The sequence below is a fragment of the Actinoplanes sp. M2I2 genome, assembly GCF_023544445.1.
Classification (GTDB): Bacteria; Actinomycetota; Actinomycetes; order Mycobacteriales; family Micromonosporaceae; genus Actinoplanes.
The window spans coordinates 172,824-199,030 of the sequence record NZ_JALPVJ010000012.1 but is presented as its reverse complement, the minus strand read 5'-3'; the positions used below and the strand labels follow the sequence as shown (position 1 = coordinate 199,030).

The 26,207-nt window shown below is 71.2% G+C and carries 27 protein-coding genes; 17 read left to right on the top strand and 10 right to left on the bottom strand.

Annotated features, from left to right (window positions below; all coding sequences use genetic code 11):
- The first annotated feature begins 50 nt into the window (after nucleotides 1-50).
- The 4 genes from HJC40_RS25585 to HJC40_RS25570 all read left to right on the top strand — a co-directional run bounded on the left by HJC40_RS25585 (nucleotide 51) and on the right by HJC40_RS25570 (nucleotide 3,622).
- Nucleotides 51-263: an RNA-binding S4 domain-containing protein gene (locus HJC40_RS25585; protein WP_250004271.1), complete on the top strand. Its 213-nt coding sequence runs from the start codon at nucleotides 51-53 to the stop codon at nucleotides 261-263.
- Between the two features lie 148 nt (nucleotides 264-411).
- Nucleotides 412-1,776 carry a sugar ABC transporter substrate-binding protein gene (locus tag HJC40_RS25580; protein ID WP_250004269.1) on the top strand — a complete coding sequence of 455 codons (1,365 nt, stop codon included), beginning with the start codon at nucleotides 412-414 and terminating at the stop codon, nucleotides 1,774-1,776.
- A 2-nt stretch (nucleotides 1,777-1,778) separates the two neighbouring features.
- Nucleotides 1,779-2,738, top strand: a complete 960-nt coding sequence (locus HJC40_RS25575; protein ID WP_250004266.1) for a carbohydrate ABC transporter permease — start codon at nucleotides 1,779-1,781, stop codon at nucleotides 2,736-2,738.
- Complete coding sequence (locus HJC40_RS25570; protein WP_250004264.1) at nucleotides 2,735-3,622, top strand: carbohydrate ABC transporter permease; 888 nt, start codon at nucleotides 2,735-2,737, stop codon at nucleotides 3,620-3,622. Before HJC40_RS25575 ends, HJC40_RS25570 begins: the two co-directional genes overlap by 4 nt.
- Before the next feature lie 67 nt (nucleotides 3,623-3,689).
- Here the strand turns inward: HJC40_RS25570 and HJC40_RS25565 are convergent, their stop codons facing one another.
- Nucleotides 3,690-4,550: a UbiA family prenyltransferase gene (locus HJC40_RS25565; RefSeq protein WP_250004261.1), complete on the bottom strand. Its 861-nt coding sequence runs from the start codon at nucleotides 4,548-4,550 to the stop codon at nucleotides 3,690-3,692.
- Nucleotides 4,551-4,648: 98 nt separating this feature from the next.
- Between HJC40_RS25565 and HJC40_RS25560 the strand changes: the two genes are divergently transcribed.
- Nucleotides 4,649-5,140: a GNAT family N-acetyltransferase gene (locus HJC40_RS25560; protein ID WP_250004509.1), complete on the top strand. Its 492-nt coding sequence runs from the start codon at nucleotides 4,649-4,651 to the stop codon at nucleotides 5,138-5,140.
- 61 nt (nucleotides 5,141-5,201) lie between these two features.
- On the opposite strand, the gene HJC40_RS25555 is transcribed toward HJC40_RS25560, so the two are convergent.
- Entirely contained in the window at nucleotides 5,202-5,570 is a 369-nt protein-coding gene (locus HJC40_RS25555; RefSeq protein ID WP_250004259.1) for an FKBP-type peptidyl-prolyl cis-trans isomerase, read from the bottom strand.
- 110 nt (nucleotides 5,571-5,680) lie between these two features.
- Here HJC40_RS25555 and HJC40_RS25550 point away from each other — a divergent pair, with 110 nt between their 5' ends.
- From HJC40_RS25550 to HJC40_RS25530, 5 genes are all read left to right on the top strand, one after another.
- Nucleotides 5,681-6,607 carry a lytic polysaccharide monooxygenase gene (locus HJC40_RS25550; RefSeq protein ID WP_250004256.1) on the top strand — a complete coding sequence of 309 codons (927 nt, stop codon included), beginning with the start codon at nucleotides 5,681-5,683 and terminating at the stop codon, nucleotides 6,605-6,607.
- 115 nt (nucleotides 6,608-6,722) lie between these two features.
- Nucleotides 6,723-6,959 carry a hypothetical protein gene (locus HJC40_RS25545; RefSeq protein ID WP_250004254.1) on the top strand — a complete coding sequence of 79 codons (237 nt, stop codon included), beginning with the start codon at nucleotides 6,723-6,725 and terminating at the stop codon, nucleotides 6,957-6,959.
- Between the two features lie 13 nt (nucleotides 6,960-6,972).
- Nucleotides 6,973-8,367 carry a DUF4331 domain-containing protein gene (locus tag HJC40_RS25540; protein ID WP_250004251.1) on the top strand — a complete coding sequence of 465 codons (1,395 nt, stop codon included), beginning with the start codon at nucleotides 6,973-6,975 and terminating at the stop codon, nucleotides 8,365-8,367.
- Nucleotides 8,364-8,705: a phospholipase gene (locus tag HJC40_RS25535; protein ID WP_250004249.1), complete on the top strand. Its 342-nt coding sequence runs from the start codon at nucleotides 8,364-8,366 to the stop codon at nucleotides 8,703-8,705. Before HJC40_RS25540 ends, HJC40_RS25535 begins: the two co-directional genes overlap by 4 nt.
- A gap of 26 nt (nucleotides 8,706-8,731) precedes the next feature.
- On the top strand, nucleotides 8,732-9,745 hold the full coding sequence (locus HJC40_RS25530) for an AraC family transcriptional regulator (protein ID WP_250004247.1): 1,014 nt from the start codon (nucleotides 8,732-8,734) through the stop codon (nucleotides 9,743-9,745).
- A gap of 15 nt (nucleotides 9,746-9,760) precedes the next feature.
- Here the strand turns inward: HJC40_RS25530 and glgC are convergent, their stop codons facing one another.
- Nucleotides 9,761-10,993: a glucose-1-phosphate adenylyltransferase gene (gene glgC / locus HJC40_RS25525; protein ID WP_250004245.1), complete on the bottom strand. Its 1,233-nt coding sequence runs from the start codon at nucleotides 10,991-10,993 to the stop codon at nucleotides 9,761-9,763.
- Between the two features lie 135 nt (nucleotides 10,994-11,128).
- Between glgC and glgA the strand changes: the two genes are divergently transcribed.
- Both glgA and HJC40_RS25515 read left to right on the top strand, forming a co-directional pair.
- On the top strand, nucleotides 11,129-12,328 hold the full coding sequence (gene glgA / locus HJC40_RS25520; protein WP_250004243.1) for a glycogen synthase: 1,200 nt from the start codon (nucleotides 11,129-11,131) through the stop codon (nucleotides 12,326-12,328).
- A gap of 50 nt (nucleotides 12,329-12,378) precedes the next feature.
- Entirely contained in the window at nucleotides 12,379-14,016 is a 1,638-nt protein-coding gene (locus HJC40_RS25515) for a glycoside hydrolase family 10 protein (protein ID WP_250004241.1), read from the top strand.
- Nucleotides 14,017-14,165: 149 nt separating this feature from the next.
- On the opposite strand, the gene HJC40_RS25510 is transcribed toward HJC40_RS25515, so the two are convergent.
- Nucleotides 14,166-15,062 (bottom strand): SDR family NAD(P)-dependent oxidoreductase, encoded by an 897-nt coding sequence (locus HJC40_RS25510; RefSeq protein WP_250004239.1) that lies wholly within the window; start codon nucleotides 15,060-15,062, stop codon nucleotides 14,166-14,168.
- 59 nt (nucleotides 15,063-15,121) lie between these two features.
- Between HJC40_RS25510 and HJC40_RS25505 the strand changes: the two genes are divergently transcribed.
- Nucleotides 15,122-16,039 (top strand): AraC family transcriptional regulator, encoded by a 918-nt coding sequence (locus HJC40_RS25505; protein ID WP_250004237.1) that lies wholly within the window; start codon nucleotides 15,122-15,124, stop codon nucleotides 16,037-16,039.
- A 61-nt stretch (nucleotides 16,040-16,100) separates the two neighbouring features.
- Here the strand turns inward: HJC40_RS25505 and HJC40_RS25500 are convergent, their stop codons facing one another.
- Nucleotides 16,101-16,472: a VOC family protein gene (locus HJC40_RS25500; RefSeq protein WP_250004235.1), complete on the bottom strand. Its 372-nt coding sequence runs from the start codon at nucleotides 16,470-16,472 to the stop codon at nucleotides 16,101-16,103.
- Between the two features lie 123 nt (nucleotides 16,473-16,595).
- On the opposite strand from HJC40_RS25500, the gene HJC40_RS25495 reads away from it, so the two are divergent.
- Complete coding sequence (locus HJC40_RS25495; protein WP_250004233.1) at nucleotides 16,596-17,195, top strand: TMEM175 family protein; 600 nt, start codon at nucleotides 16,596-16,598, stop codon at nucleotides 17,193-17,195.
- Between the two features lie 4 nt (nucleotides 17,196-17,199).
- On the opposite strand, the gene HJC40_RS25490 is transcribed toward HJC40_RS25495, so the two are convergent.
- Both HJC40_RS25490 and HJC40_RS25485 read right to left on the bottom strand, forming a co-directional pair.
- Nucleotides 17,200-17,352, bottom strand: a complete 153-nt coding sequence (locus HJC40_RS25490; RefSeq protein ID WP_250004231.1) for a hypothetical protein — start codon at nucleotides 17,350-17,352, stop codon at nucleotides 17,200-17,202.
- A complete protein-coding gene (locus HJC40_RS25485) occupies nucleotides 17,349-18,245 on the bottom strand; it encodes a hypothetical protein (RefSeq protein WP_250004229.1) in 897 nt (298 codons plus the stop codon). The genes HJC40_RS25490 and HJC40_RS25485 overlap by 4 nt, the downstream gene beginning before the upstream one ends.
- A 160-nt stretch (nucleotides 18,246-18,405) precedes the next feature.
- Here HJC40_RS25485 and HJC40_RS25480 point away from each other — a divergent pair, with 160 nt between their 5' ends.
- Genes HJC40_RS25480 through HJC40_RS25470 form a run of 3 tightly spaced genes read left to right on the top strand, consistent with a single transcriptional unit; the run spans nucleotide 18,406 to nucleotide 22,086 of the window.
- A complete protein-coding gene (locus tag HJC40_RS25480) occupies nucleotides 18,406-20,730 on the top strand; it encodes a PEP/pyruvate-binding domain-containing protein (protein ID WP_250004227.1) in 2,325 nt (774 codons plus the stop codon).
- 2 nt (nucleotides 20,731-20,732) lie between these two features.
- A complete protein-coding gene (locus HJC40_RS25475; protein WP_250004206.1) occupies nucleotides 20,733-21,341 on the top strand; it encodes a hypothetical protein in 609 nt (202 codons plus the stop codon).
- 4 nt (nucleotides 21,342-21,345) lie between these two features.
- Nucleotides 21,346-22,086, top strand: coding sequence for a TetR/AcrR family transcriptional regulator (locus HJC40_RS25470; protein WP_250004204.1), 741 nt, complete (start codon nucleotides 21,346-21,348; stop codon nucleotides 22,084-22,086).
- 285 nt (nucleotides 22,087-22,371) lie between these two features.
- On the opposite strand, the gene HJC40_RS25465 is transcribed toward HJC40_RS25470, so the two are convergent.
- The 3 genes from HJC40_RS25465 to HJC40_RS25455 are packed head-to-tail and all read right to left on the bottom strand — an operon-like array spanning nucleotide 22,372 to nucleotide 26,149.
- Complete coding sequence (locus HJC40_RS25465; protein ID WP_250004202.1) at nucleotides 22,372-24,849, bottom strand: FtsX-like permease family protein; 2,478 nt, start codon at nucleotides 24,847-24,849, stop codon at nucleotides 22,372-22,374.
- Entirely contained in the window at nucleotides 24,849-25,571 is a 723-nt protein-coding gene (locus HJC40_RS25460; RefSeq protein ID WP_250004200.1) for an ABC transporter ATP-binding protein, read from the bottom strand. The genes HJC40_RS25465 and HJC40_RS25460 overlap by 1 nt, the downstream gene beginning before the upstream one ends.
- Nucleotides 25,568-26,149: a PadR family transcriptional regulator gene (locus tag HJC40_RS25455; protein ID WP_250004198.1), complete on the bottom strand. Its 582-nt coding sequence runs from the start codon at nucleotides 26,147-26,149 to the stop codon at nucleotides 25,568-25,570. The genes HJC40_RS25460 and HJC40_RS25455 overlap by 4 nt, the downstream gene beginning before the upstream one ends.
- Nucleotides 26,150-26,207: the final 58 nt, after the last annotated feature.

The window sequence follows — 26,207 nt, the reverse complement described above, 5'->3', positions numbered from 1 at the left end:
GGTTCAACGCCCCGCGGAATTCTTTTCGGGCGATGCCGGATGATGGCGGGATGCGTGACATCCCCATCGACGGCGACATGATCAGACTCGGGCAGTTCCTCAAGCTGGCCGACCTCACCGACACCGGTGGGGAGGGCAAGGTGCTGATCGCCTCCGGGGACGTCTCGGTCAACGGCGAGGTGGACACCCGTCGCGGTCGTCAGCTGCACCCGGGCGACGTGGTCGAGGTCTTCGGCAACCAGGCGCGGGTCGTTTCCTCATAGGACCGGGCGGGTGTGCCCGTTCGTCCGACGGAACGTGACGAATGGTTGACATCGTGTCGATCTCAGGCATGTACTGAGGCCCGGTGTTACCGGTGTCACAGATGTCGATGGTGCCGCCGGGATCAGCAAGCCTCGCCGGGGAGGCCCCATGTCACGCAGGCATACACGCGCCGTGCTCGCCGCCGCTGCCACCTTCGTGCTCGCCCTCAGCGGGTGCGCCGGATGGGGCGGCGGGCCGGGTGGTGGCGGACCGAACAGCATCAACATCCTGATGGTGAACAACCCGCAGATGATCGACCTGCAACGGCTCACCGCGGACAACTTCACCCGCCAGACCGGCATCGACGTCAACTTCACCGTGCTGCCGGAGAACGACGTCCGAGACAAGATCAGCCAGGAGTTCTCCAGCCAGGCCGGGCAGTACGACGTCGCCTCGCTGAGCAACTTCGAGATCCCCATCTACGCCAAGTCGGAGTGGATCGCGCCGCTGGACGACTACGTCGCCGCCGACCAGCAGTTCGACCAGGCCGACATCCTCGCGCCGATGACGCAGTCGCTGACCGCGGACGACGGCAAGCTCTACGGCGAGCCCTTCTACGGCGAGTCGTCGTTCCTGATGTACCGCAAGGACGTGCTCGAGTCGGCCGGCGTACAGATGCCTGCGAAACCGACCTGGCAGCAGGTCGCCGACATCGCCGCCCGGGTCGACAACAAACAGCCCGGCATGCGCGGCATCTGCCTGCGCGGGCAGCCCGGCTGGGGGCAGATCTTCGCGCCGCTCACCACGGTCGTGAACACCTTCGGCGGCACCTGGTTCGAGCAGGACTGGACGCCCAAGGTCAACGGGCCCGAGTTCACCGAGGCCACCAAGTTCTACGTCGACCTGGTGCGCACGCACGGCGAGAACGGCGCCCCGCAGGCCGGCTTCACCGAGTGCCTCAACAACCTCATCCAGGGCAACGTGGCGATGTGGTATGACGCGACCAGCGCCGCGGGCTCGCTCGAGGCCGACGACTCGCCGGTCAAGGGCAAGATCGGGTACGCCCCGGCGCCCGTGGTCAAGACCGACAGCTCCGGCTGGCTGTACGCGTGGTCGTGGAGCATCCAGCAGGCCAGCACCAAGAAGGACAACGCCTGGAAGTTCATCTCGTGGGCGTCCAGCAAGCAGTACGAGGAACTGGTCGGTCAGCAGGTCGGCTGGTCCAGCGTCCCGGCCGGCAAGCGCGCCTCGACGTACGAGAACCAGGACTACCTCGGCGTCGCGTCCTCGTTCGCCGAGCCCACCCGGGCCGCGATCGAGTCGGCCGACCCGCGCAACCCCGGCGTGCAGCCGCGACCCGCGATCGGCATCCAGTTCGTCGACATCCCCGAGTTCACCGACCTGGGCACCCAGGCGTCGCAGTACGTCAGCTCCGCGATCGCCGGCCAGATGAGCGTCGACGAGGCCCTCGACCGGGGTCAGCGGCTGGCCGAGGACGTCGCCGAGCGCTACCAGTCCCGCCAGGAGGGTTGACCATGACATCGGTCGCCGAGGACACCGGGATCCGCACCGGCAGTCCACCGCCCGCCCGGGGCGCCGCGCGCCGGGCGTCCGCCTGGGCCCGCCGTGCCCCGCTGCTGCCCGCCCTCATCTTCATGATCATCGTGACCCAGCTGCCGTTCGTGGCCACGCTGGTCATCTCCTTCATGGACTGGAACGCGTACTACCCCGACGAGCGCGGCTTCGCCGGGTTCGACAACTTCGTGCGGGTCTTCACCGACGTCAACATGCGCGACGCGGTCTGGACCACCATCCTGCTCACCGTCGGCGTCGTGCTGATCAGCCTGCTCCTCGGCCTCGGCATCGCGCTGCTGCTCGACCGCAAGTTCCGGGGCCGCGGGGCCGTGCGCACGATGATGATCGCGCCGTTCCTCGTGGTGCCGGTGGCCGCGGCGCTGATCTGGAAGCACGCCCTCTACAACCCCGAGTACGGCCTGTTCAACGGCGCGCTCACCTGGATCTGGGGCCTGTTCGGCTCGGACAACCCGCCGCAGCCCGACTGGATCAGCAACATGCCCCTGTGGGCGGTCATCTTCTCGCTGGTCTGGCAGTGGACGCCGTTCATGATGCTGATCCTGCTGGCCGGCCTGCAGGGCCGTCCGCTCGACGTGATCGAGGCGGCCCGCATCGACGGCGCCGGCACCTGGCAGATCTTCCGCTCGATGACTCTGCCCCACCTGCGGCAGTACCTCGAACTGGGCGCGCTGCTGGGCTCGATCTACATCGTGCAGAACTTCGACGCGGTCTTCACCATCACCTCGGGCGGGCTGGGCACCGCGAACCTGCCCTACACGATCTACCAGATCTTCTACCAGGCGCACGACTACGGACGGGCCTCGGCCGCCGCCGTGGTCGTGGTCATCGGCACCATCATCATCGCGACGTTCGCCCTGCGGACCGTCTCGTCGCTGTTCAAGGAGGAGTCCGGCCGATGAGCACAGTGACCGACACCGCGCCCGTCCCGGCGACCCGCGACGACGCCGGCCGCCCGGTGAAGAAACGCCGCGAGGGCGCCAACGTCTGGCTCTCGCTGCTCGCCTGGGTGGTCGGCATCCTGTTCGTGCTCCCGGTCGTCTGGATGGTGCTGACCTCGTTCCACTCCGAGACCGACGCCGCCCAGAACCCGCCGGCCGTCTTCGCGCCGCTGACCCTGGAGGGCTACCGCGAGTTCTTCTCCGGCGGCGCCTCACCCTGGCCGCCGCTGCTCAACTCGCTGACCGCCAGCGTGGTGTCCACGCTGCTGGTGCTCCTGCTGTCGCTGCCCGCCGCGTACGCCCTGAGCATCAAGCCGGTCAAGAAGTGGACCGACGTGCTGTTCTTCTTCCTGTCCACCAAGATGCTGCCGGTGGTGGCCGGCCTGCTGCCGCTCTACCTGTTCGCCCAGAACACCGGCCTGCTCGACAACATCTGGCTGCTCGTCCTGTTCTACACGTCGATGAACCTGCCGATCGCGGTCTGGATGATGCGCTCGTTCCTCTCCGAGGTGCCGGTCGAGATGCTCGAGGCGGCCCAGATGGACGGGGCCAACCTGACCAAGACGCTGCGCTCGGTCATCGCCCCCGTGGTGACTCCGGGCATCGCCGCCACCGCGCTGATCTGCTTCATCTTCAGCTGGAACGAGCTGCTGTTCGCCCGGGTGCTCACGGCCACGGTCGCGGAGACGGCCCCCGTCTTCCTGACCAGTTTCGTCACCAGCCAGGGCCTGTTCCTGGCCCAGCTCTGCGCGGCCGCCTTCGTGGTCTCGCTGCCCGTCCTGGTGGCCGGTTTCGCCGCCCAGGACAAGCTGGTGCAGGGGCTCTCGCTCGGCTCGGTGAAATAGCCCCCCACTCCGCCCGAAGAAAGGTGGCCGGCCCGTTGCCGGGGGCCGGCCACCCGCCTGTCCGCCGTCAGCCGACGACGGCGAGGGCGTAGCCGGCCGTGGGGATCGCGAAGAACAGCGACAGGACGGCCAGCCGGGGGATCGTCGGGCGGCGGGTCAGGATCGCGTACGCGGCCAGGAGCACCGGGATCGTCACGAGCTGGCCGGTCAGCGTGGAGCGGGGCACGACCACGTCGGCGGCGGCGCAGGCCACGCTGACGACCAGGGCGGCGGCCCACAGGGTGAGCCCCGCGACGTAGGCGGCGCGGGCTCCGAAGCGTACGGCGAAGGTCCGGTCGCCGGCCCCCTCGTCGGCCGGCAGGTCGGTGACCGTGGTCGGGACGTAGAGGGCCGCGGCGAAGAGCAACCCGATCAGGCCGAACTGCCAGGGGAAGTCCCACGGCGCGCGGGTGATCGACCAGCCCGCGGCCGGGGAGACGACGCCGACGACCAGCGCGTTCACGGCCACGTCCCAGCCCGGGCGGGTCTTGAGGCGCAGCGGGGGAGCGCTGTAGGCCCAGCCCAGCAGCAGGACCCCGGCCACTCCGAGCACGAAGAGCGGCCCGACCGGCAGCGCGACGACGACGCAGGCCAGAGCCATCCGGCGATACCAGCGTCGCACCGTCCGGTGATCGACCGCGCCGGTGACCAGCGGCGCGGTGGCCTTGCGCGGGTTGGCGCGGTCGCTGGTCAAATCGTGCAGGTCGTTCTGGGCCAGCACCGCTCCCCAGACCAGCGGGCCGAGCACCAGCAGGGCGAGCAGGGCCCGCGGCGGGTCGGCCGGGAACCACTGCCGGTCGGCCAGCACCGTGCCCAGATAGGCCGGCACCCACGAGACGGGCCAGAACCAGGGCCGCGACACCGCGATGACGAGGGTGGCTGCTGTCATGCCCGGATCCTGGACCGTCCCGGCTGTCAGGGCGCTGAGAGCGCCCCCGCCGTCGATTCGCCCACCCGGGGAGGAGAAGACTGAGTAACGTGCGCATCGTGCAGATCCGGCAGTTCACCGAGTCCGACTGGCCTCAGGTGTGGGAGATCGTGCGGCCGGTGGTCCGCGCGGCCGACACCTTCACCTACGACCCGGCCATGACCGAGCGGGAGGCCCGGGCGACGTGGCTCGAGGCCCCGCCCGGCGAGACCGTGGTCGCGCTGGACGGCGACGAGATCCTCGGCACCGCGAAGGTCGGCACCAACCGCCCCGGCCCCGGGTCGCACGTGGCCACGGCCAGCTTCATGGTGGCGCCGATCAGCCGGGGCCGCGGGGTGGGCACGGCGCTGGTGCGTTTCGCCCTGGAGTGGGCCCGCCGGCGCGGCTACGCCGGCATGCAGTTCAACGCCGTGGCCGAGTCCAACAAGTCGGCCGTGGAGCTCTACCTGCGCGAGGGCTTCGAGATCGTCGGCACCGTCCCCGGCGCCTTCGCCCATCCGTCCCACGGCCGGGTCGGCCTGCACATCATGTACGCCCACCTCGCCCCCTGACGCCGCGGCGCTGCCCGGGAGCAGCGCCGCGTCGCCCGTGCGGCTTCCTAGGGGCAGCGGGTCACTGCACGCCGAGGAGGTCGACCACGAAGATCAGGGTCTCGTTCGGCTTGATGACGCCGCCGGCGCCCTGCGCGCCGTAGCCGAGGTGAGCCGGGATGGTCAGCCGGCGACGGCCGCCCACCTTCATGCCGACCACACCCTGGTCCCAGCCGGCGATGACCTGGCCGCCGCCGAGCGGGAAGGCGAAGGGCTCGCCACGGTTGTAGGAGGCGTCGAACTCGCGGCCCGTCGAGTGCGCCACGCCCACGTAGTGGACGCTGACGTACTGACCGGGCTTCGCCTCGGGCCCCTCGCCGACGGTGATGTCCTCGATCACGAGGTCGGCCGGGGGCGCGCCCTCGATCGGACCGACGTCGGGCTTGTCCATGGGAACTCCATTCGTTGACTTCTCGAGCCCCGCCATGCAATCACACGGGCCGTCACCGCCGGTGACGGACGTGCTGAACGACTCACGGGTTTCATCCGTACTACGCGATCGTGAGGATTCATCGTCTGGCCGCCGTGGCACTGGCGGTCGCCGCCGTGACCGCGCTCGCTCCCGCTCCGGCCAGGGCGCACGGGTCGCCGACCACGCCGATCAGCCGGACGGCGGCCTGCGCCTCCGGCGGTGTGGACACCGGCAACGCGGCCTGCCGGGCCGCCCGTTCCGCGAACGGTCGTGGCTTCGGCACTTTCGACAACCTGCGGATCGCGAACGTCGGCGGCAAGGACAGCCAGGTGGTGCCCGACGGCAAGCTCTGCAGCGGGGGACTGGCCGCCTTCAAGGGCCTCGACCTGCCGCGCGACGACTTCCCGGCCACCAGGGTGACCGCCGGGCAGACGCTGAAGATCCGCTACCGGGCGACCATCCCGCACGCCGGGGAGTTCCGGATCTTCCTGACCAGGGCCGGGTACGACCCGGGCGCGCGCCTCACCTGGGCCGACCTCGGCGGCAAGCCGCTCGCCTCGGTCACCGACCCGTCGCTGGAGGACGGAGCGTACGAGCTGAAGGCCACGTTGCCGGCGGGCCGGACCGGGCGGCACATCCTCTACATCGTCTGGGAGACCTCGCGGACCCCGGACACGTATTACTCGTGTTCCGATCTGGTGTTCCCCCCGGCCAAGGCCAAGGCCGAGACCAAGGCGGAGACGAAGAAGGCGCCCGCGGCGACGACGCGGGCGGCAGTCCCGAAGTCCCCGGCAGTGAAGCCCGCCGTCAGGACGGCGACCACCGCCCCGGCGGTCGTGAAGGCGACGGCGGAGCCCGCACCGAGCCGTTCCCCGCAGGCCCTCCAGCCGGTCAGCGACACCAGCAAGGTGACTCTGGGTCACTGGATCGTCGCCGGCGCGCTCCTCGCAGGGTTCGCCGCCGTCGCCTGGGCCGGCGCCGGGGTCCTTCTTCGCAAACGTCGCGAAAACCGTTGAACCGCAAGGGTTCGCGTCTCGTACTGATGAGCGTCGACATCGCAAGCAGGTCCCGTTCCCTCGCAGGAAACACGAAAGGCCGAGCATGAGTCGAGTTCGTTACGGTCACCGAGGCGTGAACCGCCGCCGCGTCCTGGCGATCGCCGCCACCGCCGGTGTCGGGGTCTCGGTGGCCGGCGTGGCCGGGCTGAGCCTGGCCGGCGAGTCCGGTGAGACGTCGGGCGCCGGGCCGCTGGTGCTGTCGCTGCGGGACGCCGAGAAGGGCACGTTCGACGTGTTCGCCGGCGGTTCCAGGACCACGCTCACCGACAAGAAGCTCGCCGCCAAGCTGCTCAAGTCGGCTCAGGGCTGAGGGGAGGATTTCCGTGTCATCACACCGTGAGGCTCCCGAGATCAGCAAGGATCCGGTGGCCGACAGCTCCGATCTGTACGCGTTCGTCAGCCCGGACGACCCGGACACCGTGACGATCATCGCCAACTACGTGCCGCTGCAGCTTCCGGCCAGTGGCCCGAACTTCTTCGAGTTCGGCGACGACGTGCTCTACGAGATCCACATCGACTCGAACGGCGACGCCCGCCCCGATGTGACGTACCAGTTCCGGTTCCGCACCGAGCTGCGCAACGACAAGACGTTCCTCTACAACACCGGCCCGATCGAGTCGCTCGACAGCGAGAACTGGAACCGCCGGCAGTTCTTCTCGGTGACCAAGGTCGACGCGTACGGGAAGAGCACCGTCCTGGCCAAGCGCCTGCCCTGCCCGCCGTGCAACGTCGGCAAGCTCTCCATCGCCGACTACGAGGGCCTCGCCGCCGACGCAGTGGCGCAGCTCAAGACCGGGGAGAAGGTGTTCGCCGGCCAGCGCGCCGACGCGTTCTTCGTCGACCTGGGCGCGATCTTCGACCTGGGCACGTTGCGCCCGTTCCAGGACAAGCACCTTGTCGGGCAGACCCTGTTCAACTACGCCGGCAAGGCGGTCAACGCGACCGACAAGCTCAACGTGCACAGCATCGCCATCCAGGTGCCGCTTCAGGCCGTACGCCGGGAGGGCAAGAAGAAGGTCCGCGGGCGCGACCCGGGCGCGGTCATCGGCGTGTGGACCTCCGCGAGCCGCCGCCAGGTGCAGGTGCGCAACGGCGACAAGGCGAACGACGACGTCGTGGTCGGGCCGCAGGTGCAGGTCTCCCGCCTCGGCAACCCGCTGTTCAACGAGGTCATCGTGCCGATGGCCGAGAAGGACAGGTGGAACAGCCTGCCCCCGGCCGAGGACAAGCGCTTCGCCCAGTTCGTCGAGAAGCCGGAGCTGCAGACGCTGCTGCCGGTGCTCTACCCGGGTCTGTTCGACAAGCTCGCCGCGCGCGACAAGCAGGGCGACCCCCGCGCCGACCTGGTCGCGATCCTGCTGACCGGCATCCCGGACGGGATCATCGAGAACTTCCAGAACAACACCGGCGAGGTGCAGGCCGACATGCTGCGCCTGAACACCGCCATCCCGCCGGCGAAGGAGCCGAACAAGTTCGGCGTGGTCGGCGGCGACCTGGCCGGCTTCCCGAACGGGCGGCGCATCGCCGACGACGTCGTGTCGATCTCGCTGCGGGCCATCGCCGGCGCGACCCTCCCGCTGGTCGAGAAGGACTTCGAGCCGGACGCCGCGGCCGCGCTGGTCGAGCAGGGCCTCAGCATCAAGGACGCGAGCGCCGGCCTGCTCAAGAAGTTCCCCTACCTCGGCACCCCCTTCGACGGATTCGGCAACCCGACATGACGCAGGACCACGGCTGGCACAGCATGACCCCCTCGGGGCAGGGCACGGTCATGCTCAACATCGGCGCCGGCGTCGGCGCGCTGATCATCAACACCCCGGGCCGGATGCACGGCCGGGAGATCGAGGTCAGCCCGGTCGACGACCCGGCCCGCCGGACGCACGCGGCGGTCCGTGCCCGCTACGTGTGGGGCGGTGTCTGCTACAGCGTGGTGCTCGACAGCCTGCCCGAGGGGCGCTACACCGTCTGGGACAACCCGGTCACGCCGCTGGGCGAGATCGAGGTGCCCGGCGGCGGGGTCGCCGAGTTCCTCTGGCCGGTGGCCGTCGCCGCCGCCTAGGAACCGTCGGGTCTAGGGTGGACGCCATGGTCGGCGTCCACCAGGCTCGTCCCGAATCACCCGGCACCGACGCGGCCGTGCACTTCTCCCTCACGACGACCGATGTGGACGAGGCGCGGGCCTTCTGCCGCCGCATGTTCTACGGCCCGTTGCGGGTCGACCCGGTCGGCGACCGGGCCACGTTCGCCTTCCAGGGTGACGTGGTGAGCCTCGGACCGATCACCGTGGGCGAGATCAGTTACGGCACGGACATCCGCGTCGCGATCGCCGACCTCGAGACGTCCTACCACGTCCTGGCCCCGCTCAGCGGCGTCCTGCAGTCGCGCCACCGCGGCACGACCGTGGTGGCCGACCGCACCCGGGCCGCCGTCTACCGCCCGGTCGGCGACATCGATCTGGCCTGGCCGGGCGACTGCCGGCTGCTCAGCGTCAAGGTCGAGCGGGCCACGCTGGAACGCGAGCTGGACGCGGCGCTCGACCAGCAGATCGTCAGCCCGCTGCTGCTGGGTGACAGCTTCAGCGTGGCCGACGCGCCGGGGCGTACGTGGGTGTCGCTCGTCCGGTTGTTCTTCGGCGAGCTGATGCGGGGCCGGGGCCTGACCGCGCAGCCGCGGATGGCCGCCCGCTGGCGGGACATGGTGGTCAGCGGCCTCGCCCTGACGGTCGAGCACCCGTACGGCGAGGAGCCGGCCGGGATGCGCGGGCCCAATCGGCCGCGCACGGTCAAGCGCACCCTCGACGCGATGCACGCCGAGCCGTGGCGGCCGTTCAGCGCCACCGAGCTGGCCTCGATCGCCGGGGTGGGGGTGCGGGTGCTGCAGGAGTCGTTCCGCCAGCACGTGGGCATGTCACCGCTGACCTACCTGCGCCGGCTGCGCCTCGACGGGGTGCACGCCGAGTTGTCGCGTTCGGACCCGTGGCAGGTGAACGTGTCCGAGGTGGCCTACCGCTGGGGTTTCACCCACCTCGGACGGTTCGCCGGCGCCTACCGGGCCCGGTACGGAGTGCCCCCGTCGCAGACGCTGCGGGAGCGGCGCTGACCCCGGGGGAGGGGCTCAGAGCTCGATCTTCTGGCCCTTGCCGATGACGACGACCCCGTTGTCGGAGACCGTGTAGAGCTTGCGGTCGCGATCGAGATCGACACCGATCTGGGCGCCCTCGGGCACGACGACGTTCTTGTCGACGATCGCGTTGCGGATGATCGAGCGCCGGCCCACCTTGACGCCCTCCATGAGCACCGACCCCTCGACGTGGGCCCACGAGTTGACCCGGACGTTCGGCGAGATCACCGACCGTTCGACCAGCGCGCCGGAGACGACCACGCCGGGCGAGATCATCGACTCGATGGAACGGCCCTGCCGGTCGTCGTACCCGTGCACGAACTTGGCCGGCGGCCACGACCCGTAGTTCGTGAAGATCGGCCAGTCGTGGTTGTAGAGGTTGAAGATCGGCTCGGTGGCGATCAGATCCATGTGGGCGTCGTAGAACGAGTCGAGCGTTCCCACGTCGCGCCAGTAGCCGCGGTCGCGATCGCTGCTGCCGGGAACCGCGTTGTCGCGGAAGTCGTAGACGTTGGCCTCGCCCCGCTCGACGAGCATCGGGATGATGTTGCCGCCCATGTCGTGCTTGCTGTCGGGGTCCTTGGCGTCCTTGGTGACCGCCTCGCACAGCGCCCGCGTGGTGAAGACGTAGTTGCCCATCGACGCGTAGATCTCGTCGGGCGAGTCGGGCAGCCCGTCGACCTCCTTGGGCTTCTCGCGGAAGGCCTTGATCCGCTTGCCGTCCTCGGCCACGTCGATGACGCCGAACTGGTCGGACAGCGACTTGGGCTGCCGGATGCCGGCCACCGTGACGGCGGCGCCCGAGGCGATGTGGTCGTTGACCATCTGCTTCGGGTCCATGCGGTAGATGTGGTCGGCGCCGAACACGATGACGTAGTCGGGCGACTCGTCGTTGATCAGGTTGAGGCTCTGGTAGATGGCGTCGGCCGAGCCGGCGAACCATCGGGGACCGAGCCGCTGCTGGGCCGGCACCGGCGTGACGTAGTTGCCGAGCAGCGTCGACATGCGCCACGTCTTGGAGATGTGCCGGTCGAGCGAGTGAGACTTGTACTGCGTCAGCACGACGATCTTCAGATAACCGCCGTTGGCCAGATTCGACAGCACGAAGTCGATCATCCGGTAGATCCCGCCGAACGGGACGCCGGGCTTAGCCCGGTCGGCCGTGAGGGGCATCAGGCGCTTTCCTTCGCCACCGGCCAGAACGATCGCAAGCACCTTGACAGCCATGGAAGGACGCTAACTTTCCGCCAGCCGGAGCGCCAGCCGAAGAAGGGAACTCGCCGGGGTCAGCTCGGCGACGGACAGGGTAACTGATCTTGGTCCCCGGGCGCGAGACATCCGATCAAGTACTAGGCTGCGGGCGTGGCCGACAGATTGCGCGTGGACCTCATCAGCCGGGAGTACCCGCCGGAGGTGTACGGCGGCGCCGGTGTGCACCTCGAATACCTCACCCGCGACCTCCGCGATCTCGCCGACGTGCGGGTGCACTGCTTCGGCGCGCCCCGCGACGAGCCCGGCGTGACGGCCTATCCCGAGCCGGCCGAGCTCAAGGGCGCGAACGCGGCCCTGCGCACGATGGGCGTCGACCTCGAGATCGCCGCCGGCACCGAGGGCACCGACATCGTGCACAGCCACACCTGGTACGCGAACTTCGCCGGCCACACCGCCAAGCTCCTGCACGGGGTCCCGCACGTCGTCACCACCCACAGCCTCGAGCCGCTGCGCCCGTGGAAGGCCGAGCAGCTCGGCGGCGGTTACGCGTTGTCGTCGTTCTGCGAGCGCGTCGCGATCGAGAACGCCGACGCGGTCATCGCGGTGTCCGGCGGCATGAAGCGGGATGTGCTGACGGCGTACCCGTCGGTCGACCCGGCCAAGATCCAGGTGGTCTACAACGGCATCGACACCGCGCTCTACGCCCCCGACAGCCGGACCGACGTCGTCGAGCGCCTCGGCATCGACCTCAACCGGCCGAGCGTGGTCTTCGTCGGCCGCATCACCCGCCAGAAGGGCCTGCCCTACCTGCTCCGGGCCTGCCGTCTCCTGCCGCCCGAGGCGCAGATCGTGCTGCTGGCCGGCGCGCCCGACACCAAGGAGATCGCGGCCGAGGTCGAGGCGCTGGCCGACGAGCTGCGCGCCGCGCGCGACGAGCACGGTGTCATCTGGGTGCAGGAGATGCTGCCCAAGCACGAGGTCATCCAGGTGCTCACGCACGCCACCGTCTTCGTATGCCCGTCCGTCTACGAGCCGATGGGCATCGTCAATCTCGAGGCGATGGCCTGCGAGACGGCCGTGGTGGCCACGGCGACCGGGGGCATCCCCGAGGTGGTGGCCGACGGCGAGACCGGCCTGCTGGTCCCGATCGAGCAGGTCCAGGACGGCACGGGTACGCCGGTGGACCCCGACAAGTTCGTCGCCGATCTCGCGGCCGGCCTGACCGAGCTGCTCTCCGACCCGGCCCGGGCCCGCGAGATGGGGCTGGCCGGCCGGCGGCGCGCGGTTGACAAGTTCAGCTGGTCGAGGATCGCCGAGGAAACCCTGACGGTCTACCGGTCCGTGCTCTGAGCCGACGCCGCCCGGGTGACCGGTCGCCCGGGCAAGGCACACTGGTCCCCATGCTCCGCGTCCCCCGCCCCTCCGTACGGCTGATCCTCGTCGTCGTCGCGGTTCTGCTGACGACGTCGGTGCTCGGCTTCGGGCTGCTCCGGGCGGCCACCTACGAGCCCACCCCGGTCGGCGGCGCGCCCTGGCCGTCGGCGTCGTCCCGGCCCGGTTCCGCCCCCGGGGCTTCCATCCCCGGGACCGAGGGCCGATGCGGCGCCGTGCCGGTGCGTGCGGCCCGTGAGCTGCGGGGCATGTGGCTGACGACGGTGACCAACATCGACTTCCCCAGCCGGCGGGGCCTGCCGCAGGCTCAGGTCAAGGCCGAATACCAGCGCTGGCTCGACCTGGCGGTGGCCCAGCGCCACAACGCGATTTTCGTGCATGTGCGGCCGAGCGGCGACGCGTTCTGGCCTTCGGCGTACGCGCCCTGGTCGGAATGGCTCACCGGCAAGCGCGACGGCAAGTCGCCCGGCTGGGACCCGCTCGACTACATGGTGCGGGAGGCGCACGCCCGCAACCTCGAGTTCCACGCCTGGTTCAACCCCTACCGCGGCACGCAGCCCGGCCCGGTCGGCCCGGGCGCCGACTTCGCCAAGATCGCACCGAACCACCCGCTGCTGAAGCACCGCGACTGGGCCATCTCGTATCCGAAGGGCCGCAACGGCCGGCTCTACTTCGACCCGGGCATCCCGGCGGCCCGCGCGTTCGTCGAGGACGCGATGCTCGAGGCGGTGCGGAAGTACGACGTCGACGGCGTGCACTTCGACGACTTCTTCTACCCGTACCCGCAGGAGGGCGAGGACTTCCCGGACGCGGCGAGCTACGCCCGCTACGGGGCCGGGAAGAGCCGCGACCAATGGCGACGCGACAACGTGGACACGCTCGTCCGCGAGATGCACGAACGCATCCAGCAGCTCAAGCCGTGGGTGAAGTTCGGCATCAGCCCGTTCGGCATCTGGCGCAACAAGACCACCGACCCGGGCGGTTCCGACAGCAAGGGCCTCGAGGCGTACGACGCCATCTACGCCGACACCCGCAAGTGGGTCCGCGAGGGGTGGCTCGACTACATCGTGCCGCAGCTCTACTGGACCGTCGGCTTCGACAAGGCCGACTACGCCAAGCTGCTGCCGTGGTGGACCGCGCTCATCAAGGGCACTCAGGTGCAGCTCTACATCGGGATGGCCGACTACCGGGTGGGCGAGGACGGCGCGTGGAGCGATCCCGGCCAGCTCGACCGGCAGATGGCCCTGAACGACAAGTACGGCTCGCAGGGGCAGGTGCACTTCAGCGCCAAGCAGATCCGGGCCGACCGGCTGGGCGCGATCACGCGATACCGGAACAAGCACTACGCCAAGCCGGCCCTGCTGCCCCGCATGCCCCGGCTGCCGTCCAAGCCGCCGGCAGCGCCGCGCCTGAACGCGGCCACCCGTGCCGGCGCGACGCTGACCTTCCAGGCCGCGGCCGCCGGCGCGACGAGCTGGGCCCTCTACCGGGTCGCCGGTGACGCCGCCGACCTGGTCGCCACCGGGCGGGCCGGTTCCCCGGTCGTCGACCCGTCGGCCCCCGCCGGTCCGGCCACGTACTGCCTCAGCGGCCTGGACCGTTCCGGCAACGAGGGCCCGATCAGCCCGCCGCTGGCGGTGCCCTGACGGCCACTCGCCCCGAAGCCCTCACCGCCCCGTCGCCCCTCACCGCCCGGGCAACCTTCACCGCCTCGCTTTCACCGCCCCCTGCGCCCCTCGCCGGCTGCTCGGTGCTCGGTGCTCGATTCATTTGCTTCCGGTCCTGCGCTCGCTACCTATTTGTCCGCGGTTCGGTGCTCGTCGACGGTCTGCTCGGCCAGGTCCCACAGGCGGTCGGCGGCGGCCGGGTCGACCGACCAGGCGGCGACGCCATTGGCCGGCTCCGGACCGCCGGCCACGACCACGGCCTCCTGGTTGTCCTCGTCGAAGTAGCGGCCGGTCACCCCGGCCAGCAGCGGGGAAGCGGCCAGCAGCACCTCGGTGGCCGCCCCCTGCTCCGGGGTCTTGAACGTCTCCGGGTGCAGCAGGTTGCCGTCCTCGTCCATGGCGCCCATCGCCCGCATGGTCGCCGGATTCAGGTGGCGCTGCAGGTTGGTGTGGATGCTGCCCGGGCTGAGGGCGTTCGCCGAGATGCCCGGCCAGCGCCGGCTGATCGCCACGGCCAGCAGCGCCTCGGCCGCCTTGGACTGGCTGTAGGCGACCCACGGGTCGTACGGGCGGCTCTCGAAATGCGGGTCGTCGAGGTCGACGCCCGCGCGCAGCTGGGCCCCCGAGCTGACCAGCACGATCCGGGCGTCCATGGCGAGATGCTCGCGGAGACCGGTGACCAGGGCGAAGTGGCCCAGGAAGTTGGTTGCGAGCTGCGACTCCCAGCCCTGAGCGGTGAGGCGGCGCTCGGGCACCGCCATGATGCCGGCGTTGGCGATGACGGCGTCGACCGTGCCGCTCCAGGCCTCGGTGAAGGCGCGCACCGAGGCGAGGTCGGACAGGTCGAGCTCCGCACGGGCCGGGGCGATCACCTCGGCGCCGGCCCCGCGCAGGGCGTCGGCGGCCGCGCGACCCAGCCCGGAGCCGCCGCCGGTGATCAGGACGCGCTTGCCGGTCAGGTCGACCCCGGCGAGCACTTCGGCGGCAGTGGTCCGGACGGTGAACGGGGTGGAGATCCTTGTCATGGCTTCACTGTGCGCCCGGATGCTTGGATGCTGAATGGCTCAAGGTCCAAGATAGTTGCGTGAGAGTCCAGTCCGATCCCCTCGATGACGTCCTCGCGCTCGTCGGCGTGACCAGCAGCCTCTCCGCCGGTCTGGTCGCCGGCGGCACCTGGGCGGTCGCGTTCGAGCCGCCTCCCGCGGTCAAGTTCAACGCCGTCCGCCGAGGCAGCTGCTACCTGCTGGCCGAGGGCAGCGTCATCGAACTGCACGCGGGCGACTGTTTCCTGCTCACCCGACCGGTGGCGTTCACGCTGGCCGGCGCGCCCGACGTGCCGCCCGAGCCCGCGCATCCCCTCTTCGCCGCGGCCGGCGACGACGGTGTCGCGCGAGCCGGCCGAGGCGACGACGTGTTCCTGATCGGCGGCCGTTTCGGCTTCGGCGAACGAGCCCAGGAACTGCTCCTCGACGAACTGCCGGCGGTCGTCCACGTGCCCGGGGCCAGCACGGCGGCGGCCGCTGTGCGCTGGGCCCTCGAGCAGATCGACGCGGAACTCCGCGACCACCCGCCGGCGTCGACGCTGCTGACCGAGCACCTGGCGCTCGTGATGCTGATCCACCTGCTGCGCCTGCACCTGGCCGCGGCGCCACCCACCGACGGTTGGCTGGCCGGCCTGGCCGACCCCGTGGTCGGGTCCGCCCTGCGGGCCATGCACGGCAAGCCCGCGTACGCCTGGACGGTGGCCGACCTGGCCGCGGTGGCCGCAGTGTCCCGCTCGACGCTGGCCGCCCGCTTCAAACAGGTGGTCGGCCAGGGCCCGCTGGATTACCTGACTCACTGGCGCATCGAACTGGCCTCGGCCCGCCTGCGCGAGGGCGACCACACGGTGGCCGCGATCGCGCGTGAAGTCGGCTACGGCTCGGAGAGCGCCTTGAGTACGGCTTTCAAGCGCGTGACCGGCACGTCACCACGCGCCTACCGAGCATCTCGCCCCTCGTGAATCGGGTACCGGATCGGTCCAGCTCCGGCCTGTCGGCATCTGATCAGTGACTCCACGGTGGTCAGCCGTTGGGGCGCATCTCCATCGCCTGCAGCGCCCAGCTGTTGCCGTCGGGGTCGCGGAAGTAGACGAAATCGCCCCAGGGCTGCTTGTCGACCTCGCCGGTCTCGACGCCGGCCTCGATCAGCTGAGCGCGGGCTCTCTCGGCGTCCGCGACCACACACTGGATCTCCTGCGTGCCCGGCGGCTTCTCGGTGATGCCCTCGCCGATCACGATCGAACACGCCGAGCCCGGCGGGGTCAGCTGCACGAACCGCAGGCCCTCCTGCACGCGATGGTCGTGATCGGCGTTGAAGCCCACGCGCTCGTAGAAGGCCTTGGCCCGGTCGACATCGGTCACCGGCACCGGGATGAGCTCAATCTTCATGTCCATGGGCACAAGGTAGGCCGGGGGTACGACAGGATCCGCTTCGTGCCCGGGAGCCGGTCACATTTCCGGGGGCTGTCCGGTCTTGCTGGACGCAGGCGGTCATCGGAAGGGAAGGGCGGTCACGCGATGCGTACCAGTCGGCTCGAGGCGTTCAGTGACGGCGTGCTCGCCATCATCATCACGATCATGGTGCTGGAGTTGAGGATCCCGGAGTCGCACGACCTCGCCGGCCTGCTGCACGAGACCGGTGGGGGACTGCTGACCTACCTGCTGAGCTTCGTCTGGGTCGGCATCTACTGGGTCAACCACCATCACATGTTCCATCTGGTGCAGCGGGTCGGCGGCGGCGTGCTGTGGGCCAATCTGGCGCTGCTTTTCACACTGTCGCTGTTCCCGTTCACCACCGCCTGGATGGACGAGTCCGGGTTCGCCCGCACGCCGGTCGTCGTCTACGGCTTGAACCTGACCGCCGCGGCCCTCGCCTACCTCGTACTCCAGCGCCTGATCATCCGGCAGCAGGGGCCGGAGTCGCCGCTGCGGCACGCCGTGGGCAACGACCTCAAGGGAAAGATCTCGCCGGTCCTCTATCTGGCCGGCATCGTGACCGCCCTGCTGGTCGACCGGGCGGCGGTCGCGGTGATCTTCTTCGCCGCCTGCGCGCTGTTGTGGTTCGTCCCGGACCGCCGCGTCGACCGGGTGGTGCGTGAGCTCGAACCGCAGGTCTGAGGCGTCAGCCGCGGCGCAGTCCGCGCGGAGCGGTCAACGCCGGGCGGCAGCCCTGGCGGGCCGGAACGGACTCGGTCCGTTCCGGCCCGCGATCGATTCCGTCGTCCCCCGCGATCTCGTCGCGGCCGGAATCGAACGGCTCCCCGAGAGGAGTCATCGCTTCCCCTTGAACTGCGCGCAGCCCGTCTCGTCGGGCAGCAGCGGCCGGAAGGTGATCAGGTATTTCTGACCGTCGGCGGTCCAGGGGGTCAACTGGTTGGCCTTCTTGGCCGCGGCCAGCACCTTGTCGGCCTGGACGCCGTCCACGACCACGCAGCCGATCTTGAAGGCGGGGTTGAGGTAGTCGCCGGGCAGAGCCGGCCCGGGCCAGGTGATCTCGGGTTGCGTCCCCTCGCCGGCGGTCTCCTTGGTCCACGGGCGGGCCAGCGCGGCCACGGCCTCGGGCTGATAGGCCGCCGAGGTGCCCGCGTCCTCGCCGGTGGCGAGGTCGCCCAGCTTGTCGACGAAACCGGCCAGCTTGGCCCGGGCAGCCTCCTGGGCGGTGGTGAGCATCGGGTCGTCGGCCTGGGCCTCGTTGAGCGCCTCGACGGCGACCGACTGGGTGCCCTCGGCGGTGGTGACCGTGACCCGGGTGGTCGGCGCGTCGGCGACGTTGGGCCGGCCGAAGTCGGTGCCGGCCCGGACGCCGGCGTCGCCGGCCTCCTTGACGACCTGCCGGAGCCGGTCGGGGCTGAGCGTGACGACCTGCAGGTTGGGCAGCGCGGGCCCGGGATAGATGGCCGGGGTCGGCCCCTCGGTGATCACCCGTCCGTCGGCGTAGACGCTGATCGACGGCAGGGCCCCGACCGTACGGTCCGGCGGGACGAAGCCGCCGAACGACTCGACGCGAGCCACGAGTCCGTCCCCCGCGCCGGGGGAGGCGGAGGCGCTCTCCGGCGCGCCGGAACCCGGTGCGCCCGCGCCCGCGCCGGTGGCGCCGGGTTGCGCGCAAGCGGCCAGCAGGAACAGGGGAACGGCGGCGGCGATCAGGGTGCCGCGGAGTCGAGTCATGCCCTTCAGACGATCGGGGGCTGTCCGCGGTTCCGGGCCCTCCCCGAATGAGCCGCCAGAAATTTTGCGTTGCAGTCGTATTGGAAACCGGCTAACCTTCGCGGTGCAGTCGTATTGCCAAGACTGTGACCGACCAACCGGTACGGGCCGAGGAGGACCAGTGGCGATCGTGGATCTGCGGGACATCACGGCCGGCATGGTCGAGCGGGTCGGGGGCAAGGCCGCCGGCCTGGGGCAGTTGCTCAGGGCCCGCGAGCGGGTGCCGGCCGGTTTCTGCGTCCCGGCCGACGTTCTCGAGGTGCCACGGGACGAGGTCCTTCAGGCGTACGAACGTCTGGGTGGGGGCGCGGTGGCGGTGGCGGTGCGCTCCAGCGCGACCGTCGAGGACGCGCCCGGCGCCAGCTTCGCCGGCATGTTCGACACCGTCCTCGATGTGCACGGTCCCGAGGCGCTGCTCGCCGCGATCGACACGTGTCGTGCCTCGGCGTCCAACGCCCGCGCGTCGGCCTATCGACGCGACGGCGGGCCGGCCGACAGCGTCCCGATGGGCGTGGCCGATATGGGCGTGAAGGACATCCGGATGGGCGTGGTTGTGCAGCGCATGGTCGCCGCCGTGCGGGCGGGCGTGCTGTTCACGGCCGATCCGGTGAGCGGATGCCGCACCGAGATGCTGCAGGAGTCGGCCGCGGGCGGTGGGCCGGTGGTCGTCGACGGCCGGGCCGACGTGGAACGCCGCCGGGTCGGGCGCGACGACCCGCTGTGGGCGGTGGGGGAGCGGCTGCAGAAGCTTTTCGGGGCGCCGCAGGACGTCGAGTGGGCGATCGACGAGCACGGCGAGCTGTGGATCCTGCAGTCGCGGCCGATCACCACCCTGTTCCCGGCGCCTCCGCCGACCGGTGGTCCTCTGCGCGTCTACTTCGAGTTCGGGCACGTGCAGGGCATGCTGCAGCCGGTCACGCCGATGGGCCTGGACACCCTCAAGGAACTGGTCAAGGCGATGCTCGCGCCGCTGGGGCTGCGGGTGGAGATCATCGACATCGGTGGCCGGCTCTACGGCGACCTGACCGACCTGGTCCGTGACCCGGTCGCGCGGCGGCGGCTGGTGCCGCTGATGGCGGTCGACTTCGGGCCGCGGGCCCAGGCCGCGATGCGCCACGTGCTCGACGATCCCCGCTTCGCTCCGCAAAGGACGACCCGGAAGAAGCGAGAGGGGAGCCTGCCGCCGATCGGACGGGCGGTCCGCGGTGTCCTCGGGGCGCTGGCCAACCCCGACCGCGCCCGGGAACGGCTTCACGACGCCGTCGAGCGCATCCGCCGCGAGTCCGGCGACGACGGCCGTGTCCTGAGCACCGGCGAGCGGCTGAGGCTCGTGCGCGAGCACGACCAGTCGGACGGCCCCGACGCGATCATCTGGCCGATCGTGGCCGGCATGCTGGCCAGTGCGCTTCCCCCGCGGCTGCTCGCGGGCATCGCCCAGCCGGCGGAGGTCCAGGCCGTCCTCGGCGGCATGCCGCACAACGTCACGATCGAGATGGACCTCGCGCTCTGGCAGCTCGCGCGGGGGGCCGACGACCCGGCCGACATCGACCTCGAGGATTTCCTGGCCAGGTACGGGCATCGGGCGGCCGCCGAGGTCGATCTCGGCGTTCCGCGCTGGTCCGAGGACCCGGCCCCGGTGCGCGCGGCGCTGGCCAATCTGATGCGGGTGACCGACCCCGAACAGGCGCCCGACCGGCGTTTCGCCCGCGCGGCCGAGCGGGCCGAGGCCGCCCTGCGCGAGCTCGACGAGCGGGTCCGGAGGCGGCGTCCCGTCCGTGGGCGGCTGGCCGTGTTCCTGCTGCGGCGGGCCCGGCGGCTGGCCGGGCTGCGCGAGTCGGGCAAGTTCGCGGGCCTGTATCGCCTGGCCGAGTTGCGCCGGCACCTGCTGACCGTCGGCGCCGACCTGACCGACGCCGGCGTTCTCGAGCGGCCCGGCGACATCATGTTCCTGACCCTCGACGAGGCCGAGCAGGCGGCACAGGCCGCACCGGCCGACGACCACCGCGAGGTGATCGCCCGCCGTCGTGCGGTCTACGAACGCGAGTCGTGCCGCCGTTCCGTGCCGGTGGCCCTGCTCTCGGACGGCACCGACATCGAGGCGATCCTGCCGGCCGTGCACGACCCGGCGGCGCTGCGCGGGGTGGGCGCCTCGGCCGGACGCGCCACCGGGCCCGTCCGGGTCGTGCATGACCCGGCCACCGCCCACCTCGAGCCGGGCGAGGTGCTGGTCACGTCGACCACCGACCCGGGCTGGACGCCGCTGTTCCTCACCGCGGCGGCGCTCGTGACCGAGACCGGCGCCGTGATGGCCCACGGGCCCACGGTCGCGCGCGAGTACGGCCTCCCGGCGGTCATCTGCGTGCCGGGCGCAACCCGCCACCTTCGTACCGGTCAGGTCGTCACCGTCGACGCCTCGGCCGGCACCGTCACCGTCGTGAAGGGTTGACGATGAGCCTTCTCCGCCGCGCCGCCGCTGCCGAGGCAGCCACCTGGCGCAACCTGGCCCTCTGGGTGAGCCGCCGCCCCGTCGACGTGCATGGCGGCCGAGCCTTCGGCTATCTGGAGGTGGTCAAGCCGATCCTGGGCATCTTCCTGGTGCTGTCGGTCGTGGAGATCCCGATCCTCGACCTGATCGTCAAGCACGTGATCCCGTGGGGGCCCGCCCGCCTCATCATGCTGGCGCTCAGCGTGTGGGGGCTGTTGTGGATGCTCGGCTTCCTGGGCGGCCTGATCCGGCACCCGCATCTGGTCGTCGCCGAGGGCCTGCGCATCCGGATGGGGCCCGGCCTCGACGTCACCGTGCCGTGGGCGGACATCGCCTCGATCACCAAGCGCTACCGGTCGATGCCGTCCAGTCGCTCGGTGCAGGTCGAGGACGGCGCGCTGCACATCGTCGTGGGCAGCCAGACCAGCATCGACGTGCGCCTGCGCCGTCCGCTGGTACTGGACGTGCCCCGGGCAACGGGCGAAGCCGTCGATGAGGTACGCCTGTACGCCGACGACTCGGACGGCCTGGTGCGGGCCGCCCGGGACCACCTCGAGGCGTACGCGGAGTGACGAGATGCCCAAGAAGGTCGACCATGAGGGCCGCCGGCGCCTGATCGCCGACGCGCTGATGCGGGTGGCCGCCGAGCAGGGACTCGAGGCGGTCAGCCTGCGCCACGTGGCCGCCGCGGCGGGCGTCTCGACCGGGATGGTGCAGCACTACTTCCGCACCAAGGACGAGATGATGGCGTTCGCGCTGAGCGCGGTGAGCGAGCGCAGCCAGGCCCGCATCAGCGCCGCAGTGGAGCCACTCGGCGCCGAACCGCCACCCCGCGACCTGCTACGCGCGATGATCGCCGCGCTACTGCCCCTGGACGAGCCCGCACGCGAGGACGGACGGGTAGCGCTGGCCTTCCTCGCCTACACCGCCGTGCGCCCCGCCGCCTCGGCCGGCCTGCGCCCCGGCACGGCCGACTTCGTCCACTTCATCGCCTCCAAGCTGCCGAGCGGCGAGCCACAGCAGGCAGCCGGCCTGCTCGCGCTGATGGAGGGCCTGGGCGTCTATCTGCTCGGCGGCCAGTACGACACCGAGCAAGCGCTGGACGCCCTCGACGCCCAGCTCGACCTCCTGTTCGGCGTCCCCGCCCCGACCACCGCCGACCGGCCGGGCTGGGAGTTCCGCCACGGCGTGAGAGACACCCTCGCCGAACCCTCCGAGGCGATGGGGCCGGGCGTTGAGTTGCTGGACGGCCCGAGCACGGCCGATGCCGGACCGCCCGTAGGAAAGGACCCGAGCCATCCTTCCGGGACGGCTTAAGTGCGGCCGCTGCCGACCGTTCGCGGCGATGCAGTGAACCTGTAGCTGCGGGATGGCTCGAACGCACTGGTACCCCGGTCCGCAGGCCGTCCGGAGCGAAGGCATGCGGAGTAGCTCTGACCCGTTGGCATACACGGTCAGGCGCTGGCCGGCGGCGCCGCCTGGGATTGCGGCCTGGCCGGCGGTGCGCTTCCTGACGCAAACCTCCGAGAGACGGGGCCTGACGCCGTTTATCGTGTACTGCGTGATCGCCGGTGTGGCCGGCCTCATCTGGCTGACCGTCGGTCAGTCCAGGGGCCGGCGGGCGACCGTGCTCGTCTCCCGTCCGGTGAGCACCCATCCTCCGATGTAGGCGATGACCGGCAGGCCGACCAGGATGGCGGCCAAGTTGACCAGCGGCGGGTGGGCCAGCCACTGCAGCTCCTTGTGGTACCAGGCCAGCAACGCCAGGTAGGTGCAGGCGGTCCCGATGATTCCGCCGGTCAGCGCGAGCGAGCCCGCGGTCGCGGCGGTCAGGGCGCGGCGGGTGCGCCGGCGTGCCCCGGCGGCCGCGAGGGTACGCAAATCACGGGCCGTCTCGCTGCGGATGAGCCCGACGGTCATGGCGAGCACGCCGAGTGCGACGGCGATGCCGGCGGCGGTGAACCAGGCCGCCAGGCGGGTCTCGTCGGCGCCGGTCGGGCGGGACTCGACGTAGAGGCCGGCGGTGGACGCGAGCTGCTGGGCGGCGTCGACCTGGGCCGCGGTGAGCTTGGCCGGCGCGTCGATGAGGAAGCCCACCGGCACCTCGGTCAGGCCGAACTTGTCCATGCCGCGCTGAGTGAACAGGACGTTCGGCAGCGACTGGTAGTCGGGCAGCGTCACGTGTTGCAGGACCGGCTGCGGGCCGCGGCCTCTGCCACCGGGAACCATGTCGTAGCCGTCCAGGCTCGCCAGCGGCGTGAGGACGTCGGTGTCGGCGCCGACGCCAGCCGGCTCGATGCCGTAGTGGGCGAGCAGTCCGGGGGTCGCGACGTAGATCGGGACCATGTCGACGTCGCGGTACGTCACGCCGCCCGGCTCGCCCGGACCAGCGTCGCGCCGGATGCCCAGCACCGTCGGCGCGCGGCCACCGCTCTCGCGGTCGACCGGCCCGTTGGGGTCGGCACCGCCGGTCAGCGGCAGCACCGTAGCGTGCAGCTCGGCGGCGATCGTGTCCGCGTGCCGGCGCATGCCGTCCAGCTCGGAGGTCGTGACGCTCGGCACGGGCCCGCTCATCCGCTCCGCGGAGAGCCAGATGATCATCTGGTCGGCCGGGATGGCGCCGCCTGTGGGGGCCGCGGTCTTGGCCACGGTGACGGCTGCGCTCAGAGCGACCATGGCGGCGATGCCGATGGCCAGGGCGATCGCGGCCAGTGCGGCCCCGGAGCGGGCCTGGTAGCGGGCCAGGTCGCGCATGGCGATCCGGGCCGCGAGGGGTGCGTGGCGGGCAGCGGCGCCGATGGTGGCCACGCCGACCGGGGCGAGCAGCAGCAGCGCGAGCGCCGTGATGAGCACGCCGCTCAGGATGTAAAGCGCCTTTGACTGCTGCGACAGGTACAGCCCGGTCAGCCCGACGGCGAGCAGCAGCACGCCGACGGCTGCGAACCGGTGGGCGGGGCGCGGCGGGGCAGGCCGGGCGGAGAGGGCGGCGACGACCGGGATGCGGGCGGCGGCCCGGGCCGGCCACCAGGCCGCGAGCACCGCGGTCACGGTGGCCAGCGCCACGGCGAGCAGCAGTGGACCCCAGGGCAGGTCGAACCGGTCGATGCGGTGGCCGAGCAGCGGCTCGAAGACGGGGCTCAGCGCTACCCAGCCGGCGACGCCGACGCACGCGCCGGCCAGCGCCCCACCGCCGCCGACGGCCAGTCCGTTGGCCAGCATCACCAGCCGGATGTGCCGGTGACTGGCGCCGATGGCGCCGAGCATGCCTAGCGCGCGTAGCCGTCGCTGGGCCATGACGTGGAACCCGGCCACGGACAGCAGACCGACGAAGACCAGCCCGACAGTGGCGAGCACGAGCACAAGAGTGGTGGCCGAGTCCGTCTCGTCGTTGCGGCGCTGGGTCGACACGCCGTCCGGGCGGGGCTTGGCGATGTACTCCGCGTGCGGCACCTGCAGCAGGGCGTCGACGCGGTTGACCGCTGCGCCGAGCCGGCCGGGCGCGACGAGGGCGAACGGCTCGTTGAGGTTGAGGGGGTTCTCCGCCACCCCGACAACGGTCCACGGCCGGCCGGCGGCGTTCCAAGCGCCGCCCAGGTGCAGGCCGGCCAGCTTCAGCACGCGGTCGGTGACCGCGATCTCGCCGGGGCCTTGCGGCCACCGGCCCCGGTCCAGGCGCAGCATCGAGCGGCCGTACGGCCCGTTGGGGTCCTGGGCGCGCAGGTCGACGCCGTCGGCGCTGCCGGGCACCGGGACCTTGTTGGCGTGCTCGATGACCTCGACCGTCCCGTAGTTGCTGCGCAGCTGGGCGAGGTCGGCGTCGCGCTGCGCGCCGGTGCCGTCGACGGTGACGATGTGGTCCGCGGCGCCGAACATCCAGGCGTCGTTCGGGGCGTTACCGGCCACGGCGAGCCCGATGGTGGACGCGGCGACGGCGAGCAGCAGCAGGGTGATCACGATCGCCTGCTGGCGCCACTCGCGGCGGAACAGCCGCCAGGCCCAGCGCGCCACGGCGCGGCGGGCCGCCATCCCGCCGTTGCCGGTGCCCAGGGCGAGTGGCCGGTCCGGCATCGCGATGGTCATCAGGCCGTCTCTTCGGCCAGCAGCGAGTCCGGCCCGCGGCGCGGTGCGGTGCGGTCGACGACGCGCCCGTCGCGGATGAACAGCACCCGGTCGGCCCAGGAGGCCAGCTGTGCGTCGTGGGTGACGATGACGGCAGCGACGCCGTGCTTGCATGCGGCCAGGATCATGCGCATGACGGCCTCGCCGTTCTCGGAGTCCAGCGCGCCGGTCGGCTCGTCGGCCAGCAGCAGCCGACGGTCGCCGACGACGGCCCGGGCGATCGCCACCCGTTGCCGCTCGCCGCCGGAGAGCTGGTCCGGGAACCGGGCCGCGCGCTCGGCGAGGCCGAGCTCATCAAGGGCGCGCAGCCCGGTGGCGCGGGCCTTGCCGGCGCTCACGCCGTCGAGCTCCAGGGGCAGGGCCACGTTCTCGGCAGCGGTCAGTCCAGGCAGCAGGTTGAAGTCCTGGAACACGTAGCCGATGGCCCGCCGGCGCAGCCGGGCCCTGTCGTCGCGGGACATCGTCGACAGTGGATGGCCCGCAACGAGCACGTCGCCGGAGGTCGGCGTCTCGAGGGCGCCGGCGATGGTGAGCAGCGTGCTCTTACCCGAGCCGCTGGGGCCCATGACGGCGACCATCTTGCCGGCCTCGACGGCCAGGTCGACCTCGCGCAACGCGTGCACCTCATCGGCGCCGTCCAGGTAGGTCTTGGACACCCCGCGCAGCTGCAGCACCCCGCTCATCGGCGCACCCCCGCTCGGCGCCGGATCAGCGGTGCGGCGGCCCTCGCCGGGGCCGGCGGCTCGAGGGCGGCCCGCTTGAGCCGGCCGTCGGCGGTGTCCAGCCACTGCACGACGGAGTCGAGGCGGTACAGCTCCGCATCGACCACCAGCGCCAGGCCGAGGTCGAGGTCGCCCTCCTCGTCCTTGAGCCGGGTCCACTGCTGCATGAGCTCCACGATGTAGCGGCGGTGCGCCTGGATGACCTCGTGCACGTCGACGCCGGGCAGCCGGACCGCGACGAGCACCTTGATGACCAGCTCGTCCCGCGGCGGCGAGGCAAGGTCGGGCGGCGTCCGCAACCAGCCGGCCAACTCGTCGGCGCCGCCGGCGGTGATCCGGAAGCCCTTCTGTGGCCCGGGGTCGGCGTCGTCGTCCGACTCGACGAGCCCGTCGCGCTCCAGCCGCTGCAGCGTGCTGTAGACCTGCCCGACGTTGAGCGGCCACACCTCCCCGGTGCGCGCCTCGAACTCCTCGCGCAGCTGCAGCCCGTACTTGGGGCCCTCGCTAAGTAGCGCCAACAGCGCGTGCCGGACGCTCATAGCGTCGAATCACTCGATATCATGCTGAGCACTATACTCGGTATACAAGGGGTGTCGA

What these genes read in the sequence shown, in the direction of transcription:
- HJC40_RS25585 (WP_250004271.1), top strand. Translation starts at nt 51, where the DNA reads ATGCGTGACATCCCCATCGACGGCGACATGATCAGACTCGGGCAGTTC.
- HJC40_RS25580 (WP_250004269.1), top strand. Translation starts at nt 412, where the DNA reads ATGTCACGCAGGCATACACGCGCCGTGCTCGCCGCCGCTGCCACCTTC.
- HJC40_RS25575 (WP_250004266.1), top strand. Translation starts at nt 1,779, where the DNA reads ATGACATCGGTCGCCGAGGACACCGGGATCCGCACCGGCAGTCCACCG.
- HJC40_RS25570 (WP_250004264.1), top strand. Translation starts at nt 2,735, where the DNA reads ATGAGCACAGTGACCGACACCGCGCCCGTCCCGGCGACCCGCGACGAC.
- HJC40_RS25565 (WP_250004261.1), bottom strand. Translation starts at nt 4,550, where the DNA reads ATGACAGCAGCCACCCTCGTCATCGCGGTGTCGCGGCCCTGGTTCTGG.
- HJC40_RS25555 (WP_250004259.1), bottom strand. Translation starts at nt 5,570, where the DNA reads ATGGACAAGCCCGACGTCGGTCCGATCGAGGGCGCGCCCCCGGCCGAC.
- HJC40_RS25535 (WP_250004249.1), top strand. Translation starts at nt 8,364, where the DNA reads ATGACGCAGGACCACGGCTGGCACAGCATGACCCCCTCGGGGCAGGGC.
- HJC40_RS25530 (WP_250004247.1), top strand. Translation starts at nt 8,732, where the DNA reads ATGGTCGGCGTCCACCAGGCTCGTCCCGAATCACCCGGCACCGACGCG.
- glgC (WP_250004245.1), bottom strand. Translation starts at nt 10,993, where the DNA reads ATGGCTGTCAAGGTGCTTGCGATCGTTCTGGCCGGTGGCGAAGGAAAG.
- HJC40_RS25515 (WP_250004241.1), top strand. Translation starts at nt 12,379, where the DNA reads ATGCTCCGCGTCCCCCGCCCCTCCGTACGGCTGATCCTCGTCGTCGTC.
- HJC40_RS25510 (WP_250004239.1), bottom strand. Translation starts at nt 15,062, where the DNA reads ATGACAAGGATCTCCACCCCGTTCACCGTCCGGACCACTGCCGCCGAA.
- HJC40_RS25500 (WP_250004235.1), bottom strand. Translation starts at nt 16,472, where the DNA reads ATGGACATGAAGATTGAGCTCATCCCGGTGCCGGTGACCGATGTCGAC.
- HJC40_RS25495 (WP_250004233.1), top strand. Translation starts at nt 16,596, where the DNA reads ATGCGTACCAGTCGGCTCGAGGCGTTCAGTGACGGCGTGCTCGCCATC.
- HJC40_RS25490 (WP_250004231.1), bottom strand. Translation starts at nt 17,352, where the DNA reads ATGACTCCTCTCGGGGAGCCGTTCGATTCCGGCCGCGACGAGATCGCG.
- HJC40_RS25485 (WP_250004229.1), bottom strand. Translation starts at nt 18,245, where the DNA reads ATGACTCGACTCCGCGGCACCCTGATCGCCGCCGCCGTTCCCCTGTTC.
- HJC40_RS25475 (WP_250004206.1), top strand. Translation starts at nt 20,733, where the DNA reads ATGAGCCTTCTCCGCCGCGCCGCCGCTGCCGAGGCAGCCACCTGGCGC.
- HJC40_RS25470 (WP_250004204.1), top strand. Translation starts at nt 21,346, where the DNA reads ATGCCCAAGAAGGTCGACCATGAGGGCCGCCGGCGCCTGATCGCCGAC.
- HJC40_RS25465 (WP_250004202.1), bottom strand. Translation starts at nt 24,849, where the DNA reads ATGACCATCGCGATGCCGGACCGGCCACTCGCCCTGGGCACCGGCAAC.
- HJC40_RS25460 (WP_250004200.1), bottom strand. Translation starts at nt 25,571, where the DNA reads ATGAGCGGGGTGCTGCAGCTGCGCGGGGTGTCCAAGACCTACCTGGAC.
- HJC40_RS25455 (WP_250004198.1), bottom strand. Translation starts at nt 26,149, where the DNA reads ATGAGCGTCCGGCACGCGCTGTTGGCGCTACTTAGCGAGGGCCCCAAG.